This is a genomic window from Polaromonas sp. YR568, assembly GCF_943369415.1.
In the GTDB taxonomy this organism is placed as follows: domain Bacteria; phylum Pseudomonadota; class Gammaproteobacteria; order Burkholderiales; family Burkholderiaceae_C; genus Polaromonas.
This window is the reverse complement of record NZ_CALRNF020000006.1, coordinates 68,567-85,590: the sequence shown is the minus strand read 5'-3', so window position 1 is coordinate 85,590 and position 17,024 is coordinate 68,567. Positions and strand designations below refer to the sequence as shown.

The window sequence follows — 17,024 nt, the reverse complement described above, 5'->3', positions numbered from 1 at the left end:
GCCAGCAGGGGCCGCGGAACCGGCTTTGCCGGGCCGCAGGCGCAGCGCCCCTGAGGGGCTGGAGTCCGCGGCTCCAAGCCTGCCTGCGCAGGCTTGGACGGGCGACAGAGGCGAAGCGTCTCGCGAGCCGCGGCCTGCAAGGCCTCGCGCATTACACAAAGTGAAAAGCGTGGGGGCTCTTTACCTTCAGCTGATCCGCTGGAACCGTCCGGCGGGCTGGTTGCTGCTGCTGTGGCCCACGCTGTCGGCGCTGTGGGTGGCTTCGCACGGCTTTCCGGGCTGGCACCTGATCGCCGTTTTTACGCTGGGAACCATTCTGATGCGCAGCGCGGGCTGCTGCGTCAACGACGTGGCCGACCGGGACTTCGACCGCCACGTCAAACGCACGGCCCAGCGGCCCGTGACCAGCGGCGCGGTGTCGGTGCGTGAGGCGCTGATCGTCGGCGCCGTGCTGGCGCTGCTGGCCTTCGGCCTGGTGCTGACGACCAACACCGCCACCATCGCCTGGTCGTTCGCCGCGTTGGCCATCACGCTGGCCTACCCTTTCGCCAAGCGTTATGTGTCCATGCCGCAGGCCGTGCTGGGCGTGGCTTTCAGCTTCGGCATCCCGATGGCCTTTGCCGCCGTGCAGTCGCGTGTGCCGCTGCTGGCCTGGGTGCTGCTGCTGGGCAACCTGTTCTGGGTGGTGGCTTATGACACCGAATACGCCATGGTGGACCGCGACGACGACCTGAAAATCGGCATGAAGACCTCGGCCATCACGCTGGGCCGCTTTGACGTGGCGGCGGTGATGTTTTGCTATTTGGCTTACCTGGTGATCTGGGCCTGGGCCCTGGCGGACATCGCGCGGTCGCCCCTTTATTGGATCGCCTTGGGCGCGGCCCTGCTGCAGGCGCTGTGGCATGGCTGGCTGATCCGCAGGCGCGAACGCGAGGACTGCTTCAAGGCTTTTCGCCTCAACCACTGGCTGGGCTTTACGCTGTTCGCGGGCATTGCGCTGTCTTATCTGGGGCGTTGATAGCGAAAGCTGCACAAAGGCGCCCATGAAAAAGCCCGCACGAAGCGGGCTTTTTTGCGTCAGCGCAGGCTGATCAGACGGCGGCTTTTTTGGCCTTGGCTTTGCTCTTGCGCTTGGCTTTCTTGGCCTTTGCCTTGGTGGCGGGGGCTGCTTTTTGCGCAGGTGCGGCGGCTGGCGCGGCAGCGGGAGCTGCTGCGGGTGCAGCGGCAGGCGCCTGGGCCGATGCCGACGTGGAGATCACGGCCAGGGGCATGGCGAGGACGGCTGCGCTGATGAGGGTGGACAGAAGTTTGTTCATGTGAGGCTCCGGATGTTGGAAAAAGTTGTAACGCGGATGCTGCCGGGGTGTCCCACAGGGTGTGGATCAAGACAAGCTGCACGTACGCCCATGTTCAACGTTTGCCCTTGCCAGGCGGTTGACGCGGCTCTGCAGGCGGATCAGGCGCCGCCGAATTCGTCGCCCAGCTCGGCGGCGCGCTGGCGGGCGGCGTGGATGGCGCGCATGAATTGCATCTTGACGCGGTCCTGCTCCATGGATGTCAGCGCAGCGTAAGTCGTGCCGCCTTTGGAGGTGACGCGCGCGCGCAGCTCCTGCGGCGGCTCGTCCGAGGCCTGCGCCAGGGCCGAGGCGCCCACAAAGGTGCCGATCGCGAGCTGGCGCGCCTGCGCCAGGGGCAGGCCCATGTCGGTGCCGGCCTCGATCATGGCCTCGATGAAATAGAACACATAAGCCGGGCCTGAACCGGACAGGGCGGTCACCGCGTCGAGCTGGGCTTCCTCGGCCAGCCACAGGAAGTCGCCCGTGGGCGTGAGCACTTTTTCAATCGCCAGCTTGTCGGCATCGGTGGCGGCTTCGCGCGCGAACAGGGCCGTCATGCCCTTGCCGACCAGCGCCGGCGTGTTGGGCATGGCGCGCACCACGCGCTCGGTGCCCAGCCAGCGCGCGATGCTGCTGGAGCGTACGCCGGCCGCCACGCTCAGGTGCAGAGCGGTTTTGGTGTGAAAGCGCGTTTGCAGCGCCGCATCCTTGAAGACCTGCGGCTTGACGGCCCAGACGACCAGGCTCGCGGCGGCCAGCCAAGCGCCCGGGCCTTCATGCACCTGCACGCCGAATTGCTGGGTGAGCCTGGCGCGCTGTTCGGCAAACGGTTCGACCACCTGGATCTGGCCGGCCGGCAGGCCCTGTTTGATCAGGCCACCCAGGATGGCGCTGGCCATGTTGCCGCCGCCCACGAAGGCGATGTGTTCGATGCGGGTGGGGGAGGTGGTGGAAGAGGGGGTCATGCGTTGTCAGTCCAAAAATTCAAAGGCCAGCCACTGGCTGATTTGCCGGGCGCTGAAATTGTCGTCGCTGATGAACATGAGGCTGCGGCGCCCATTGGGAAGCACCGGGCCCCAGCTCATGCCTTCGGTATTGTCCAGCCGTTTGAGGCGCGGGCCGGCACCCGCGCCGGTAAAGGCCGAAAAATCGGCCAGCAGGGTTTTACCGGCCGCCCGGTAATTGCCGGGCTGCAGAGCGGCAAGCGCAAGCGTGTCGGAGGCCTGGCGGGTGTCGATCAGGTAGAGCCGCAGCGAATTGCCGGCCCCGGTTCCCCAGCCGGCCATATAGGCCCGCTCCAGGACCAGCATGCGCTCGGCGTCCAGCATCAGGACTTCCGACACGCCGTTGTCGGCGAAGGCGGTGGGCGGCACGGGCGGGCGCGGGATCGCGTCGGGCACATAGGCGATCTGCCGCAGGGTTTTTCCGCTGACGAGATCGATCTGCGTGAAGCGGCACGGGCCTCCCGGCGCCTCCACCGTGGGCACGGGGCCGTCCTGCAGCAAGGCGTTTTCCATGGCGATCCAGGCGGTCCGGCCGTCCGGCGCCAGCGCCAGGCCTTCCAGCGTGAGGTTGCCGCGCGGCCCGGCGCCGGGCTGAAAGTTGAACATGGCCGGCAAAGCGAATTCGCGCACAAAACTGCCGTCGGGACGAGCTTCGCGCAGCCAGGGCGCGGTGCCCGTGGCCGCATGGCCCTCGCTGGTCCAGAGCAGGGTGTTGCTCGCCGCGCGCCAGCGTATGGCTTCCGGGTCGGGCACCGGCCCGCCCTGCAGCGCCGAAGGGTAAGGCTTGCCGTCGGCCTGGCGCAGGGTGGATACGCCCAGCAGTTCCGGCTCGCCCAGGCGGTCCATGCCCAGCGCGATGCGCGCGGTGTAAAAGCGCGCGGGGCTGGCGCTGGAACTGGCGCCGTCGTCGCTGACCAGGTAATACAGGTCGGCGGCAGGGTCGTAATCAATGCCCGACAGGCCGCCGACCGTGCTGCCCTGGAACTGCAGGCGGTGCGCGAAGAGGGATTCACCGATCAGGCGCAGGCGCGCGCGGGGCGGCTGGGTAGTTGTGGCTGCCGGCGGTGGCGCCGTGCAGCCGGCCAGACCCAGAACGGAGGCCGCGCCGGCTCCGAAAACCAGGCGGCGCCTGGAGAGGGAAGCGGAATGCGTGTTCATGCAGCCAGTCTAGCGGCCGCGCCTGCGGGAAATGTGACAGCGGCCGCGTTTACTGCGCCACGGTCTGCCGCACCGCCTGCTCCCAGCGCGCCATGAGTTCTGCGGCCCGGTCCGCGCCCAGCGTGGGCAAAAACTTGCGCTCGGCGCGCCACATGCCCGAGAGTTCGTCGATGCTGCCGTAGACGCCGCTGGACAGCCCCGCCAGGCAGGCGGCGCCCAGCGCGGTGGTTTCGATCACCGCCGGGCGTATCACCGGGATGCCCAGCAGGTCGGCCTGGAACTGCATCAGCAGGTCGTTGACGCAGGCGCCGCCGTCCACGCGCAGCTCGGCCACCGGCGCGGCGCCGGCGCTGACCGCATCGCGGCTCATGGCCTGCAGCAGGGCGGCGCTCTGGTAGGCGATGCTTTCGAGCGCGGCGCGCGCGATGTGGGCCACCGTGGTGCCGCGCGTGAGGCCGGTGATGGTGCCGCGCGCGTCGGGTTTCCAGTAGGGCGCGCCCAGGCCGGTGAAGGCCGGCACCATCATCACGCCGCCCGAGTCGGGCACGCTTTCGGCCAGCCCCTGGACTTCGGCGCTGCCCTTGATGGCGTGCAGGCCGTCGCGCAGCCACTGCACCACGGCGCCGCCCACGAACACGCTGCCCTCGATGGCGAACTGGGTTTGCGCCGTTGTTTGTGCCGCGCTGGTGGTCAGCAAGCCGTTGTGCGAGGTCTGGAATTGCCCGCCCGTATGCATCAGCATGAAGCAGCCGGTGCCGTAGGTGTTCTTCGCCATGCCGGCCTTGAAGCAGGCCTGGCCGAAGAGCGCGCTTTGCTGGTCGCCGGCCACGCCGCCAATGGCAATCGCCTGGCCCAGCAGTTCGGGCAGCACTTCGCCGTAGTGCGCGCTGGAGGGCAACACCTTGGGCATCAGCGACGCCGGGATGCCGAGTAGTTCAAGCAGTTCATCGTCCCACTGGTTGGTGTGCACATTGAACAGCATGGTGCGCGACGCGTTGCTGACGTCGGTGGCGTGCAGCGCGCCGCCCGTGAGTTGCCACATCAGCCAGCTGTCTATGGTGCCGAAGGCGAGCTCGCCGCGCTCGGCCTGCGCGCGGGCGCCGGGCACGTTGTCGAGCAACCATTTGAGTTTGGTGCCCGAGAAATAGGCGTCTATCAGCAGCCCGGTTTTGGACTGGATCAGGCTTTCCTTGCCCTGTTCGCGCAAGGCGGCGCAGGTGGCTTCGGCGCGCCTGTCCTGCCAGACGATGGCGTGGTGGATGGGCTGGCCGGTCTTGCGGTTCCAGACGGCCGTGGTCTCGCGCTGGTTGGTGATGCCCAGCGCGCGTATGTCGCCGGCCTTGATGTTCGCTTTGGCCAGCACCTCGCGCGCCGTGGCCAACTGGGTGCGCCAGATTTCATTCAGGTCGTGTTCGACCCAGCCGGGCCTGGGGTAGATCTGCGGCAGCTCCTGCTGGGCCAGGGCCACGATGTGGCCCTGTTCGTCGAACACGATGCTGCGGGAGCTGGAGGTTCCCTGGTCGAGGGCAAGAAGGTAGGTCATGCGCTGGAGTGTATGAAAAGCCGGCGGCCCGGATGTTCAGGAATGCGCCACTTCGCAGCTCACGTCCGCTTCCTCCAGCAGGGCCGGAAAGGGCTCGGGCGGCGGCATGTCGGTGAACAGGCGGTCGATTTGCGACAGTGTGGCCAGCTCGACCATGGCCGGGCGGTTGAACTTGCTGCTGTCGGCGGCCAGCCAGACTTCGCGCGCGTGCCCGATGATGGTCTGGGCGACCTTGACCTCGCGGTAGTCGAAGTCGCGCAGCGAGCCGTCGGGCTCTATGCCCGAGATGCCGATGACGGCGATGTCGACGCGGAACTGGCGTATGAAGTCGACCGCCGCCTCGCCCACGATGCCGCGGTCGCGCGCGCGCACCACGCCGCCGGCCACGATGACCTCGCAGTCGGTGTTGCCGCAGAGGATGGCCGCCACATTGAGGTTGTTGGTGATGACGCGCAGCCCCTTGTGGTTCAGCAAGGCCTTGGCGATGGCTTCGGTGGTAGTGCCGATGTTGAGGATCAGCGAGCAGTCGTTGGGAATGCGCCTGGCCACGGCCCGCGCGATGCGTGCCTTGCCTTCGGCGTTGAGGCTTTCGCGCTGGCGGTGCGCGATGTTTTCAATGGTGGAACTGGGCACCCGCACGCCGCCGTGAAAGCGCGTCAGCAGCCCGGCTTCGGACAGGCGCTGCACGTCGCGCCTGACGGTCTGCAGGGTGACGTTGAGCTTGTCGGCCAACTGCTCGACGGAGGCCGACCCATGGGTGCGCACCACGTCAAGAAGCTTGATTTGCCTGGGGTTGGAGTTCACGCGGGTCCAAGTCTGAGGTGGCGGGGATTGGAAGGACTTACTAGAAGGACTTAAGGATAGGGCTCGAAGAAACTTTATATCGAAACAAAAGGAAACAGATAAGGGAAAACAAGTAGATCAAACAATCACGAAAGAAGAAAAATAGAAAAAAACCGAACTTCCAAAAGTTTCGACCGCAAGTTTTACAGGGAGTGTTTGTCTTGTCGCCTGTCTCCATTTTTCTGTCTGTCGCGGCCCTGGCTGAGGCCCGGTTCCGCCCCTTGCAACCCGTGCGGGACATGGGCGCGGCATGATGCAATTGGCCCTGGACCAGATCAGCAAAAAAGTCGGCGCCGAGCAATGGCTGCACGGCATGAGCCTGGCGCCGCGCAGCGGGGAAGTCACCGTGCTGCTGGGCGCCACGCAGGCCGGCAAGACCAGCCTGATGCGCATCATGGCGGGGCTGGACGTTCCCACGCAAGGCAAGGTCCTGGTCAACGGCGCGGACGTGACCGGCACGCCAGTGCGCGAGCGCAACGTCGCCATGGTCTACCAGCAGTTCATCAACTACCCCTCGCTGCGCGTGGCCGACAACATCGGCTCGCCGCTCAAGCTGCGCGGCGAAAAAGACATCGCGCAGAAAGTGCGCAGCCTGGCCGCGCGCCTGCACATCGACAGCTTCCTGGACCGCTACCCGGCCGAGCTTTCCGGCGGGCAGCAGCAGCGCGTGGCCCTGGCGCGCGCGCTGGCCAAGGGCGCGCCCCTGATGCTGCTCGACGAACCGCTGGTCAACCTCGACTACAAGCTGCGCGAGGAACTGCGCGAAGAACTGACCCAGCTCTTTGCCGCCGGCGACTCCACGGTGATTTACGCCACCACCGAGCCCGGCGAAGCCCTGCTGCTGGGCGGCTACACCGCCGTGATGGATGGCGGCGAACTGCTGCAATACGGCCCGACGGCCGAGGTCTTTCACACGCCGCAGTCGCTGCGCGTGGCACGCGCCTTCAGCGACCCGCCCATGAACCTGATGGCCGCGATGCCCGCCGCGCAGGGCCTGCAGCTGGCGGGCGGTCCGGTCTTGACACTGAAACTGCCCGCTGCGCCCGCCCAGCGCCTGGTGTCCTTCACGGCGGGGGTGCGCGGCAGCGCGCTGCGCATCACGGCGCGCGGCGGCGACGAGGTGGCGCTGCCCGGCAAGGTCGAGCTGGCCGAAATTTCGGGCTCTGACACCTTTGTCCACGTGTCCACCGCGGTGGGCGAACTGGTCGCCCAGCTCACGGGCGTGCACTACTTCGACCTCGGCGCGCCGGTCACCCTGTACCTCGATCCGGCGCAGGTCTATGTGTTTGATGCGGAAGGCGCGCTGCTGCTGGCGCCACGGAGGTCTCATGGCGCGCATTGACCTGGACCTGGCCCACGCCTACCGGCCCAACCCGCGCGAGGACAGCGACTACGCACTGCTGCCGCTCACCATGAGTTTTCGCGACGGCGGCGCCTACGCGCTGCTGGGCCCCTCGGGCTGCGGCAAAACCACCATGCTCAACATCATGTCGGGCCTGCTGGTGCCCTCGCAGGGCACGGTCAGGTTCGACGGCGTGGACGTGACGCATGCGACGCCGCAGCAGCGCAACATCGCGCAGGTGTTCCAGTTCCCGGTGATTTACGACACCATGACGGTGGCCGAGAACCTGGCCTTCCCGCTGCGCAACCGCAAGGTGCCGGAAGACCAGATCAAGAAACGCGTGGGCGAAATCGCCGAGATGCTGGACATGAGCGGCCAGCTCAACCACCGCGCGGCCGGGCTGGCGGCCGACGCCAAGCAGAAGATCTCGCTGGGCCGCGGCCTGGTGCGGCCCGACGTGTCGGCCGTGCTGTTCGACGAGCCGCTCACGGTGATTGACCCGCACCTCAAATGGCAGCTGCGGCGCAAGCTCAAGCAGATCCACCGCGAGCTCAAGCTGACGTTGATCTACGTCACGCACGACCAGGTGGAGGCGCTGACCTTTGCCGAAGATGTGGTGGTGATGACGCGCGGCCGCGCGGTGCAGACCGGCTCGGCCGATGCGCTGTTCGAGCGACCCCGCCATACCTTTGTGGGCCATTTCATCGGCTCGCCCGGCATGAACTTTTTGCCGGCCACGGTGACGGGCGGCGCGTTGCGCGTCGCGGGGCGGCCGTTGGCACTGCCGCCCGAGCGCGCCATGCCCGACGGCGAACTCAAGCTGGGCGTGCGCCCCGAATACGTGGTGAAGACCGCGCCCGGCGACCCGGCCGCGCTGCCCTTCACCGTCACGCTGGTGCAGGACATAGGCACGCACTGGATGCTGACGGCCCGCATCGGCGAACACACGCTGAAAGCCCGGCTGAACCCGGCGGCGAGAGCGCCCAAGGTGGGCGAGGAAGTCTGGCTGCAGGTCATGGGGCCGCATACCTGCCTTTACCTCAATGATGAACTGGTGGATGCATGAGCGCAGCGCAGAACCGCTTCAAGCAAGCTCCGGCCCCCTCGGGGGGCAGCGCAGTACACGCAGTGACAAGCGTGGGGGCAAACCCATGAGCACGACAACCAAGCCCATTAATCAAAAGGCCTGGCTGCTGGTGCTGCCGGTCATCATCTGCGTGGCCTTCTCCGCCATCCTGCCGCTCATGACGGTGGTCAACTATTCGGTGCAGGACATCATCTCGCCCGAGCGGCGCGTGTTCGTCGGCACCGAGTGGTTTGCCTCGGTCATGCGCGACGAGGAACTGCATGCGGCGCTGTGGCGGCAACTGACCTTTTCGCTGGCGGTGCTGGCGGTGGAGATTCCGCTGGGGATTGCGCTCGCGCTCTCCATGCCGGCGCAGGGCTGGAAGGCCTCGCTGGTGCTGGTGCTGGTTGCGCTGTCGCTGCTGATCCCCTGGAACGTGGTGGGTACCATCTGGCAGATTTACGGGCGCGCCGACATCGGCCTGCTGGGCGCGATGCTGCAGAAAATGGGTTTTGACTACAGCTACACCGGCAACGCCACGCATGCCTGGGTGACGGTGTTGATGATGGACGTCTGGCACTGGACGCCGCTGGTGGCCTTGTTGTGCTACGCCGGCTTGCGCTCGATTCCGGACGCTTACTACCAGGCCGCGCGCATAGACGGCGCCAGCAAGTTCGCGGTGTTCCGCTACATCCAGCTGCCCAAGATGCGCGGCGTGCTGATGATCGCGGTGCTGCTGCGCTTCATGGACAGCTTCATGATCTACACCGAGCCCTTTGTGCTGACGGGCGGCGGGCCGGGCAATGCCACGACCTTCCTCTCGCAATACCTCACGCAGAAAGCCGTCGGCCAGTTCGACCTGGGCCCGGCGGCGGCTTTCTCGCTGATTTACTTTTTGATCATCCTGCTCTTGTGCTTCATCCTTTACAACTGGATGCAGCGCGTCGGCACGCAGGGGAAAGAAGGCGTGGAATGAACACCTCCAGATTCCAGGCACGCACGCTGTTCCTGATTGCCTATATCGTGTTCGCGCTCTTGCCCATCTACTGGATGGTCAACATGAGCTTCAAGACCAATTCCGAGATCCTGTCGAGCTTCTCGTTTTTCCCCCAGCACTTCACCTGGGCCAACTACAAGACCATCTTTACCGACCCGTCCTGGTATTCGGGCTACATCAACAGCCTGATCTACGTCGCCATCAACACGGTGATCTCCATCACCGTCGCCTTGCCGGCCGCGTATGCGTTTTCGCGCTACAGCTTCCTGGGCGACAAGCATGTGTTCTTCTGGCTGCTGACGAATCGCATGACGCCGCCGGCGGTGTTTCTGCTGCCCTTCTTCCAGCTCTACACCACGGTGGGGCTGATGGACACCCACATCGCGGTAGCACTGGCCCACCTGCTGTTCAACGTGCCGCTGGCGGTGTGGATCCTGGAAGGCTTCATGAGCGGCATCCCGCGCGAGATCGACGAGACGGCCTATATCGACGGCTACTCCTTCCCGCGCTTTTTTGTGCGCATCTTCCTGCCGCTGATCAAGGCCGGTGTGGGTGTGGCGGCCTTCTTCTGCTTCATGTTCAGCTGGGTGGAACTGCTGTTGGCGCGCACGCTGACCAGCGTCAATGCCAAGCCCATCGTTGCGACCATGACGCGCACCGTGTCGGCCTCGGGCATGGACTGGGCCACGCTGGCCGCGGCCGGCGTGCTGACCATCGTGCCGGGCGCCATCGTGATCTGGTTTGTGCGCAACTACATCGCGAAGGGTTTCGCGATGGGCCGGGTATGAAACACCCCCGAAGCGCCTTCGGCGCCTCCCCCTCAAGGGGGCGCCACCTGCGGCCCGGCGAAGCCGGTTCCGCGATGGCACTTGCCTGGGCACGTGCGGTGCGGATGCTGCTGAATAAGGAGATGACTCATGTTTGAGTGGATGGCCTGGACGACGCCGGTGGCGGTTTTTTTCTGCTGCATCGTGTTGATGCTGGTGGGCATGACGGTGTGGGAGCTGAAGTCGCCGACGACGCTCAGGCGCGGTTTTTTGCCGCTGGAGACCACGCGCGGCGACCGGCTCTTCATAGGCCTGCTCGGCGCGGCCTATGTGAACCTGATTTTTGTCGGCATCAGCGGCAAGCTGGCCGGCTGGCTGGGGCTGGAGGCGGACCCGTCTATCTGGATCAGCTTTGTGCTGTCGATGGCCTTGCTGGCCCTGGTCATGCGCAAGGGATAGCCAGGCGACAAGAAAGAAAAGAAAAACAGAGATGAGAAAAAGGAACCCGGCTCATATTCCCCGGAGCCGAACAACCTTCCACCACGGGGAGTGAACCAATGAGGAGACAAGTCATGAAAGTGCGTTATTCGCGTTATTCGGTACTGGCGATTGCCGCCGCGTGTGCCGCGGCCAGCCCCGGCTGGGCCGGCGAAGCCGAGGCGAAGAAATGGATTGACAGCGAATTCCAGCCCTCCACGCTGTCCAAGGACAAGCAGCAGGCGGAGATGAAGTGGTTCATCGACACGGCCAAAAAGCTGCAGGCCAAGGGCGTGAAGGAAATCTCGGTGGTGTCCGAGACCATCACCACCCACGAGTACGAATCGAAGACGCTGGCCAAGGCCTTCGCGGAGATTACCGGCATCAAGGTCAAGCACGACCTGATCCAGGAGGGCGACGTGGTCGAGAAGCTGCAGACCTCCATGCAGTCGGGCAAGTCGATTTACGACGGCTGGATTTCCGACTCCGACCTTATCGGCACCCATTACCGCTACGGCAAGGTGCTGAACCTGACCGATTACATGGCGGGCAAGGGCAAGGAATACACGAATCCTGGCCTGGACCTCAAGGACTTCATCGGCACCAAGTTCACCACCGCGCCCGACGGCAAGCTCTACCAGCTCCCCGACCAGCAGTTCGCCAACCTCTACTGGTTCCGCGCCGACCTGTTCGCGCGCAAGGACCTGCAGGACAAGTTCAAGGCCAAATACGGCTACGACCTGGGCGTGCCGCTGAACTGGAGCGCCTATGAGGACATCGCCGAGTTCTTTACCAACGACGTGAAAACCATAGACGGCAAGCCCATCTACGGCCACATGGACTACGGCAAGAAGGATCCGTCGCTGGGCTGGCGCTTTACCGACGCCTGGTTGTCCATGGCCGGCACCGCCGACATCGGCACGCCCAACGGCCTGCCCATCGACGAGTGGGGCATCCGTGTGGCGGCCGACAAGTGCACGCCGGTGGGCGCCTCGGTGTCGCGCGGCGGCGCGACGAATTCGCCGGCCGCCGTCTACGCGCTGACCAAGTACGTGGACTGGATGAAGAAGTACGCGCCCAAGGAGGCGACCGGCATGACCTTCGGCGAAGCCGGCCCGGTGCCGGCCCAGGGCCAGATCGCCCAGCAGATCTTCTGGTACACGGCCTTCACGGCCGACATGACCAAGAAGGGCCTGCCCGTGGTGAATGCCGACGGCACGCCGAAGTGGCGCATGGCGCCCGGCCCCAACGGCCCCTACTGGAAGCAGGGCATGCAAAACGGCTACCAGGATGTCGGGTCATGGACCTTCTTCGCCGCGCATGACGAGAACAAGACGGCAGCCGCCTGGCTGTACGCGCAGTTCATCACCGCCAAGACCACCTCGCTCAAAAAGACCATCGTCGGCCTCACGCCGATTCGCGAATCGGACATCCAGTCCAAGGCGATGACCGACATGGCGCCCAAGCTGGGCGGCCTGGTGGAGTTCTACCGCAGCCCCGCCCGCGTTGCCTGGTCGCCGACCGGCACCAACGTGCCGGACTACCCCAAGCTGGCCCAGCTCTGGTGGAAGAACGTGGCGCAGGCCGTGACCGGCGAAAAAACCCCGCAGGCCTCCATGGACACCCTGGCCGACGAGATGGACCAGGTGATGGGCCGCCTGGAGCGCGCGGGCATGGCCAAGTGCCCGCCCAAGCTCAATCCCAAGGGCGACCCGGCCAAATGGCTGAGCGACAAGGCGGCGCCCTGGGCCAAGCTGGCCAATGAAAAGCCCAAAGGCGAAACCATCAACTACGACAAGCTGCTGCAGGCCTGGAAAGACGGCAAGGTACGCTAAGCCCGCAGGCCGCGCGGCACAAGGGTGCCGCGCGGCCTGCTTTTTGCTGAAGCCTGATACGGGCGACGCCATGGCGCTGGGGTAAGCTCGGGCGCACTTTAAAAAATGGGTTTGTATGGAACGGGAATCAAAGCCCATGACGACTGAATTTGCGCCGGCGGCGACGCGGCGCCAGGATTTGATGGCCAGGCTCGCCGAGCCGCGGCACTACGACGTCGCCATCATCGGCGGCGGCGCCACCGGCCTGGGCGTGGCGCTGGACGCCGCCGCGCGCGGGTTTTCCGTCGTGCTGGTGGAATCGCACGACTTCGCCAAGGGCACATCCTCGCGCGCCACCAAGCTGGTGCACGGCGGCGTGCGCTACCTGGCGCAAGGCAATATCTCCCTGGTGCGCGAAGCCTTGCACGAACGCACCACGCTGCTGGCCAATGCGCCGCACCTGGCGCAACCGCTGCCATTTGTGATGCCCTCCTACAAATTCTGGGAGGCGCCGTTCTACGGCATCGGGCTCAAGATGTATGACGCGCTGGCCGGCAAGGCGGGCCTGGGCGCCACCGAGTTCCTCAACCGGAAGGAAACGCTCGCCTACCTGCCGACCGTGCAGCCGCAAGACCTCAAGGGCGGCGTCAAGTACTGGGACGGCCAGTTTGACGACGCACGGCTGGCGCTGGCGCTGGCCCGCACGGCGGCCCGCCAGGGCGCGCTGCTGGTCAATTACTGCGCCGCCACCGGCCTGATCCATGAGGACGGCAAACTGGCCGGCCTGCATGCGCGCGATCAGGAAACCGGCCGTGCTTTCGAGATCCGCGCGAGCTGCGTGGTGAACGCCGCCGGCGTCTGGGTGGACCAGCTGCGCCTGCTGGACGGCCAGGCCATAGGCCGCGACGCCAAACCCATGGTGGCGCCCAGCCAGGGCGTGCACATCGTAGTTGACCGCTCGTTCTTGCCCACCGACCACGCCATGCTGGTGCCGAAGACGGCCGACGGCCGGGTGCTGTTTGCCGTGCCCTGGCTCGGAAAGACCATCCTGGGCACCACCGACACGCCGCGCCACGACCTGGCGCGCGAGCCGCTGCCTTTCCGGGAAGAGGTCGACTTCATCCTGCGCGAATCGGCCCGCTACCTGAGCCGCGCGCCCGGGCCGGCGGACATCAAAAGCATCTGGGTGGGGCTGCGGCCGCTGGTCAAGCCGCCGGACGAGGACGCCGGCAGCACCCAGGCCCTGTCGCGCGAGCACACGGTGCTGGTCAGCAAGAGCGGCCTGGTGACGGTCACCGGCGGGAAATGGACCACCTATCGGGCCATGGCCGAAGACGTGCTGGACAACTGCTTCAAGGCGGCCTTGTTGTCGGCCCGTGCTGCCGGCGCCACTTCGCACCTGAAGTTAGTTGGCGCTCACAACTCTGGTCACAAGATCAGCGAAGCGCCGGGCCCACATCTATATGGCAGTGAGGCTCCCGCCATGGAAAGTCTGCCGGGCGCCGGCCACGAACTGGGCGGCGGCCTGACGGAAGCCATGGTGCGCTTCGCCGCCCGCCATGAATATGCGCGTACGGTCGAAGACGTGCTGGCGCGGCGTTCGCGCCTGCTCTTCCTGGACGCCGCCCTGGCCAGAACCCTGGCCCCGGAAGTGGCGTCCCTGCTGCAGCAGGAAACCGGGGTGGATCCGCAACTGGACGCATTTTTGGCGCTGTGCGGCCAATACCTGAGCCTGCCTGACTGAAAAATCGGACACCTGGGGACCGGAAAGCACCGGCCCCGGCTTGCTCTATTTTTGATAGCACCCTGACTATGCCTGTAGTGAGTTTGAACTTGATTTGGCATGGTTTCTCGGCGCAACACCAAGGCTGGTTGCGAGGCCTTTGGGCCCGCCAAAGCCGTTTGCCGGGCTGTCGCGGGGATATTTTCACAACAGCCGGTTGACAGGCCCAAATGATTTAGTGATAATCGTGGGCTTCGCTCTAAAAGGCGAAGAATTCTGCCTAAAGGAAGCATCGCAAGTGGTTTGCGGTGTGGACGACAGGCCCAAGACTGATTGGCTGGTGATCCCAAGGGGTTGCCTTCCGGTGCAAGTTGGGAACACATTTAAATGATTCAAACGCAATCCAAGCTCGATGTTGCTGACAACACGGGTGCCAAGTCCGTGATGTGCATCAAGGTTCTGGGCGGCTCCAAGCGCCGGTACGCCAGCGTTGGTGACGTCATCAAGGTGAGCATCAAAGAAGCCGCTCCGCGTGGCCGCGTCAAAAAAGGCGAGGTTTACAGCGCTGTGGTCGTTCGCACCGCCAAAGGCATCCGCCGCGGTGACGGCTCCCTCGTCAAATTCGACGGCAACGCAGCAGTGTTGCTTAACGCCAAGCTGGAGCCTATCGGCACCCGCATCTTCGGACCCGTCACGCGCGAACTGCGCACTGAGAAGTTCATGAAGATCGTGTCCCTGGCTCCTGAAGTTCTGTAAGGACTCGCCATGAACAAAATCCGTAAAGGCGACGAGATCATCGTGATCGCCGGTCGCGACAAAGGCAAGCGCGGCAAGATTTCGCTGCGCAAAGACGACAGCTACGTGCTGGTGGATGGGATCAACCTGGTGAAAAAACACACCAAGCCCAACCCCCTCAAGGGCACCACCGGCGGCATCGTCGAAAAAAGCATGCCGATTCACCAGTCGAACGTGGCAATTTTCAATGCCGCAACCGGCAAGGCGGATCGCGTTGGCATCAAGCTTCTGGCAGACGGCAAAAAAGTGCGCGTCTTCAAGTCCAGCGGCGAAGAAATCAAGGCTGCATAACATGGCAAAGACCGCACCTGTACAACAAGCCGCTTCGCAGGCCCGCCTGCAAGCCCAGTACCGCGAAAAAATCGCCCCCGGCCTGATTGAAAAATTCGGCTACACCTCGCCGATGCAGGTTCCCCGCATCACCAAGATCACGCTCAACATGGGTGTGAGCGAGGCTGTCGCCGACAAGAAGGTCATGGACAACGCCGTCGGCGACATGACCAAGATCGCTGGCCAGAAGCCAGTAGTTACCAAGGCCAAGAAAGCTATCGCCGGTTTCAAGATCCGCGAAGACCTGCCCATCGGCTGCATGGTGACCCTGCGCGGCGTGAAGATGTATGAGTTCCTCGATCGTTTCGTCACCGTGGCCCTGCCCCGCGTGCGCGACTTCCGTGGTATTTCCGGCCGGGCCTTCGACGGCCGCGGAAACTACAACATCGGCGTGAAAGAGCAGATCATTTTCCCTGAGATCGAGTACGACAAGGTTGACGCCCTGCGCGGTCTCAATATCAGCATCACCACCACGGCAAAGACCGATGAAGAGTGCAAGGCACTTCTCACCGCTTTCCGTTTTCCGTTCAAGAACTGAGGCGGGACATGGCAAAACAAGCTTTACTGCAACGTGAACTGAAGCGCGAGAAACTCGCGGCCAAGTTCGCCAAAAAATACGCTGAACTCAAGGCGACGTCCAACGACGCCAAGCGCTCGGACGACGAACGCGCTCTGGCCCGCCTTGAGCTGCAAAAGTTGCCCCGCAACGCCAACCCCACCCGCCAGCGCAACCGCTGCGCGATCACGGGTCGCCCGCGCGGTACGTTCCGTCAATTCGGCCTGGCTCGCGCCAAGATCCGTGAATTGGCTTTTGCTGGTGATATCCCTGGTATCACCAAGGCAAGCTGGTAAGCATAGGAGAACCACAAAATGAGCATGAGTGATCCTATTGCCGACATGTTGACCCGCATCCGCAATGCACAAATGGTTGAAAAAGCCGTTGTGCTGGTGCCGTCGTCGAAAGTCAAAGTTGCCATCGCGCAGGTACTGAAGGATGAGGGCTACATCGATGGCTTCTCCGTCAAGACCGACGAAGGCAAGTCCCAGCTGGAAATCGCCCTGAAGTACTACGCAGGCCGCCCCGTGATTGAGCGCATCGAGCGCGTCAGCCGCCCCGGCCTCCGTGTCTACAAAGGCCATGGCGCCATCCCCCAGGTCATGAATGGCCTTGGTGTGGCAATTGTCACGACGCCCCAGGGCGTCATGACTGATCGTAAAGCCCGCGCTACCGGTATCGGTGGTGAAGTGCTTTGCTACGTGGCCTAACGGCGGCATTGAGGAGAAACTGAAATGTCTCGTGTAGGAAAAATGCCAGTCTCCGTGCCCCAGGGCGTGGACGTGGCGATCAAAGACGACCAGATCAACGTCAAGGGCGCCCTCGGTACCCTGGCGCTGACGCAAAACGCGCTTGTCACCATCAAGAACGATGCGGGCAAGCTGACCTTTGCACCGGCCAACGATTCGCGTGAAGCCAATGCCATGAGCGGCACGATGCGCCAGCTCGTGAACAACATGGTGACCGGTGTGACCAAGGGCTTTGAGAAGAAGCTCAGCCTGATCGGCGTGGGTTACAAGGCCCAGGCCCAAGGCGCCAAGCTGAACCTGACGGTGGGTTACTCCCACCCGGTGGTGATGGACATGCCGGCCGGCATCAAGGTGGAAACGCCTACGCCGACCGAAGTCGTCATCAAGGGTTCCGACCGCCAGCGTGTGGGACAGATCGCCGCCGAAGTGCGCGCCGTCCGTCCTCCCGAGCCCTACAAAGGCAAGGGCATCCGTTATTCGGATGAGAAAATCACGATCAAAGAAACCAAGAAGAAATAAGGAG

General features: G+C 64.4%; 19 protein-coding genes. 14 read left to right on the top strand and 5 right to left on the bottom strand.

Annotation, left to right across the window (positions count from 1 at the left end):
* Positions 1-160: 160 nt before the first annotated feature.
* Entirely contained in the window at positions 161-1,018 is an 858-nt protein-coding gene (gene ubiA, locus ACLV74_RS06225) for a 4-hydroxybenzoate octaprenyltransferase (RefSeq protein WP_411878497.1), read from the top strand.
* A 73-nt stretch (positions 1,019-1,091) separates the two neighbouring features.
* Here the strand turns inward: ubiA and ACLV74_RS06220 are convergent, their stop codons facing one another.
* The 5 genes from ACLV74_RS06220 to ACLV74_RS06200 form a co-directional block, all read right to left on the bottom strand.
* Complete coding sequence (locus ACLV74_RS06220; RefSeq protein ID WP_411878496.1) at positions 1,092-1,316, bottom strand: hypothetical protein; 225 nt, start codon at positions 1,314-1,316, stop codon at positions 1,092-1,094.
* 140 nt (positions 1,317-1,456) lie between these two features.
* The gene (proC, locus tag ACLV74_RS06215) at positions 1,457-2,302 is read right to left on the bottom strand and encodes a pyrroline-5-carboxylate reductase (RefSeq protein ID WP_411878495.1); all 846 of its coding nucleotides are present in this window, start codon (positions 2,300-2,302) and stop codon (positions 1,457-1,459) included.
* A 6-nt stretch (positions 2,303-2,308) separates the two neighbouring features.
* A complete protein-coding gene (locus tag ACLV74_RS06210) occupies positions 2,309-3,499 on the bottom strand; it encodes an esterase-like activity of phytase family protein (protein ID WP_411878494.1) in 1,191 nt (396 codons plus the stop codon).
* Positions 3,500-3,548: 49 nt separating this feature from the next.
* Entirely contained in the window at positions 3,549-5,042 is a 1,494-nt protein-coding gene (glpK, locus tag ACLV74_RS06205) for a glycerol kinase GlpK (protein WP_411878493.1), read from the bottom strand.
* A gap of 36 nt (positions 5,043-5,078) precedes the next feature.
* Complete coding sequence (locus ACLV74_RS06200) at positions 5,079-5,846, bottom strand: DeoR/GlpR family DNA-binding transcription regulator (RefSeq protein WP_411878492.1); 768 nt, start codon at positions 5,844-5,846, stop codon at positions 5,079-5,081.
* Between the two features lie 292 nt (positions 5,847-6,138).
* Between ACLV74_RS06200 and ACLV74_RS06195 the strand changes: the two genes are divergently transcribed.
* The 13 genes from ACLV74_RS06195 to rplF all read left to right on the top strand — a co-directional run bounded on the left by ACLV74_RS06195 (position 6,139) and on the right by rplF (position 17,020).
* The gene (locus ACLV74_RS06195) at positions 6,139-7,227 is read left to right on the top strand and encodes an ABC transporter ATP-binding protein (RefSeq protein WP_411878553.1); all 1,089 of its coding nucleotides are present in this window, start codon (positions 6,139-6,141) and stop codon (positions 7,225-7,227) included.
* Positions 7,214-8,293 carry an ABC transporter ATP-binding protein gene (locus tag ACLV74_RS06190; protein ID WP_411878491.1) on the top strand — a complete coding sequence of 360 codons (1,080 nt, stop codon included), beginning with the start codon at positions 7,214-7,216 and terminating at the stop codon, positions 8,291-8,293. The genes ACLV74_RS06195 and ACLV74_RS06190 overlap by 14 nt, the downstream gene beginning before the upstream one ends.
* Positions 8,294-8,378: 85 nt before the next feature.
* Complete coding sequence (locus tag ACLV74_RS06185) at positions 8,379-9,269, top strand: carbohydrate ABC transporter permease (protein WP_411878490.1); 891 nt, start codon at positions 8,379-8,381, stop codon at positions 9,267-9,269.
* Entirely contained in the window at positions 9,266-10,078 is an 813-nt protein-coding gene (locus ACLV74_RS06180) for a carbohydrate ABC transporter permease (RefSeq protein ID WP_411878489.1), read from the top strand. Before ACLV74_RS06185 ends, ACLV74_RS06180 begins: the two co-directional genes overlap by 4 nt.
* A 129-nt stretch (positions 10,079-10,207) precedes the next feature.
* Entirely contained in the window at positions 10,208-10,516 is a 309-nt protein-coding gene (locus ACLV74_RS06175; protein ID WP_411878488.1) for a DUF2160 domain-containing protein, read from the top strand.
* A 113-nt stretch (positions 10,517-10,629) separates the two neighbouring features.
* Positions 10,630-12,369, top strand: a complete 1,740-nt coding sequence (locus tag ACLV74_RS06170; RefSeq protein ID WP_411878487.1) for an ABC transporter substrate-binding protein — start codon at positions 10,630-10,632, stop codon at positions 12,367-12,369.
* Between the two features lie 136 nt (positions 12,370-12,505).
* Entirely contained in the window at positions 12,506-14,092 is a 1,587-nt protein-coding gene (locus ACLV74_RS06165) for an FAD-dependent oxidoreductase (protein WP_411878486.1), read from the top strand.
* A 366-nt stretch (positions 14,093-14,458) separates the two neighbouring features.
* A complete protein-coding gene (gene rplN / locus ACLV74_RS06160; protein ID WP_007869247.1) occupies positions 14,459-14,827 on the top strand; it encodes a 50S ribosomal protein L14 in 369 nt (122 codons plus the stop codon).
* A 9-nt stretch (positions 14,828-14,836) separates the two neighbouring features.
* Positions 14,837-15,157: a 50S ribosomal protein L24 gene (gene rplX, locus ACLV74_RS06155; RefSeq protein WP_122954344.1), complete on the top strand. Its 321-nt coding sequence runs from the start codon at positions 14,837-14,839 to the stop codon at positions 15,155-15,157.
* Between the two features lies 1 nt (position 15,158).
* Entirely contained in the window at positions 15,159-15,734 is a 576-nt protein-coding gene (gene rplE / locus ACLV74_RS06150) for a 50S ribosomal protein L5 (protein ID WP_411878485.1), read from the top strand.
* An 8-nt stretch (positions 15,735-15,742) separates the two neighbouring features.
* The gene (gene rpsN / locus ACLV74_RS06145) at positions 15,743-16,048 is read left to right on the top strand and encodes a 30S ribosomal protein S14 (protein WP_411878484.1); all 306 of its coding nucleotides are present in this window, start codon (positions 15,743-15,745) and stop codon (positions 16,046-16,048) included.
* A gap of 18 nt (positions 16,049-16,066) precedes the next feature.
* Entirely contained in the window at positions 16,067-16,462 is a 396-nt protein-coding gene (rpsH, locus tag ACLV74_RS06140) for a 30S ribosomal protein S8 (RefSeq protein ID WP_122954342.1), read from the top strand.
* Positions 16,463-16,486: 24 nt separating this feature from the next.
* Entirely contained in the window at positions 16,487-17,020 is a 534-nt protein-coding gene (gene rplF, locus ACLV74_RS06135; RefSeq protein WP_411878483.1) for a 50S ribosomal protein L6, read from the top strand.
* The last annotated feature ends 4 nt before the right edge of the window (positions 17,021-17,024 follow it).

What these genes read in the sequence shown, in the direction of transcription:
- ACLV74_RS06195 (WP_411878553.1), top strand. Translation starts at nt 6,139, where the DNA reads ATGCAATTGGCCCTGGACCAGATCAGCAAAAAAGTCGGCGCCGAGCAA.
- ACLV74_RS06220 (WP_411878496.1), bottom strand. Translation starts at nt 1,316, where the DNA reads ATGAACAAACTTCTGTCCACCCTCATCAGCGCAGCCGTCCTCGCCATG.
- ACLV74_RS06185 (WP_411878490.1), top strand. Translation starts at nt 8,379, where the DNA reads ATGAGCACGACAACCAAGCCCATTAATCAAAAGGCCTGGCTGCTGGTG.
- rplF (WP_411878483.1), top strand. Translation starts at nt 16,487, where the DNA reads ATGTCTCGTGTAGGAAAAATGCCAGTCTCCGTGCCCCAGGGCGTGGAC.
- proC (WP_411878495.1), bottom strand. Translation starts at nt 2,302, where the DNA reads ATGACCCCCTCTTCCACCACCTCCCCCACCCGCATCGAACACATCGCC.
- ACLV74_RS06190 (WP_411878491.1), top strand. Translation starts at nt 7,214, where the DNA reads ATGGCGCGCATTGACCTGGACCTGGCCCACGCCTACCGGCCCAACCCG.
- ACLV74_RS06180 (WP_411878489.1), top strand. Translation starts at nt 9,266, where the DNA reads ATGAACACCTCCAGATTCCAGGCACGCACGCTGTTCCTGATTGCCTAT.
- rplN (WP_007869247.1), top strand. Translation starts at nt 14,459, where the DNA reads ATGATTCAAACGCAATCCAAGCTCGATGTTGCTGACAACACGGGTGCC.
- rplX (WP_122954344.1), top strand. Translation starts at nt 14,837, where the DNA reads ATGAACAAAATCCGTAAAGGCGACGAGATCATCGTGATCGCCGGTCGC.
- rpsH (WP_122954342.1), top strand. Translation starts at nt 16,067, where the DNA reads ATGAGCATGAGTGATCCTATTGCCGACATGTTGACCCGCATCCGCAAT.
- rplE (WP_411878485.1), top strand. Translation starts at nt 15,159, where the DNA reads ATGGCAAAGACCGCACCTGTACAACAAGCCGCTTCGCAGGCCCGCCTG.
- rpsN (WP_411878484.1), top strand. Translation starts at nt 15,743, where the DNA reads ATGGCAAAACAAGCTTTACTGCAACGTGAACTGAAGCGCGAGAAACTC.
- ACLV74_RS06175 (WP_411878488.1), top strand. Translation starts at nt 10,208, where the DNA reads ATGTTTGAGTGGATGGCCTGGACGACGCCGGTGGCGGTTTTTTTCTGC.
- ACLV74_RS06170 (WP_411878487.1), top strand. Translation starts at nt 10,630, where the DNA reads ATGAAAGTGCGTTATTCGCGTTATTCGGTACTGGCGATTGCCGCCGCG.
- glpK (WP_411878493.1), bottom strand. Translation starts at nt 5,042, where the DNA reads ATGACCTACCTTCTTGCCCTCGACCAGGGAACCTCCAGCTCCCGCAGC.
- ACLV74_RS06210 (WP_411878494.1), bottom strand. Translation starts at nt 3,499, where the DNA reads ATGAACACGCATTCCGCTTCCCTCTCCAGGCGCCGCCTGGTTTTCGGA.
- ACLV74_RS06165 (WP_411878486.1), top strand. Translation starts at nt 12,506, where the DNA reads ATGACGACTGAATTTGCGCCGGCGGCGACGCGGCGCCAGGATTTGATG.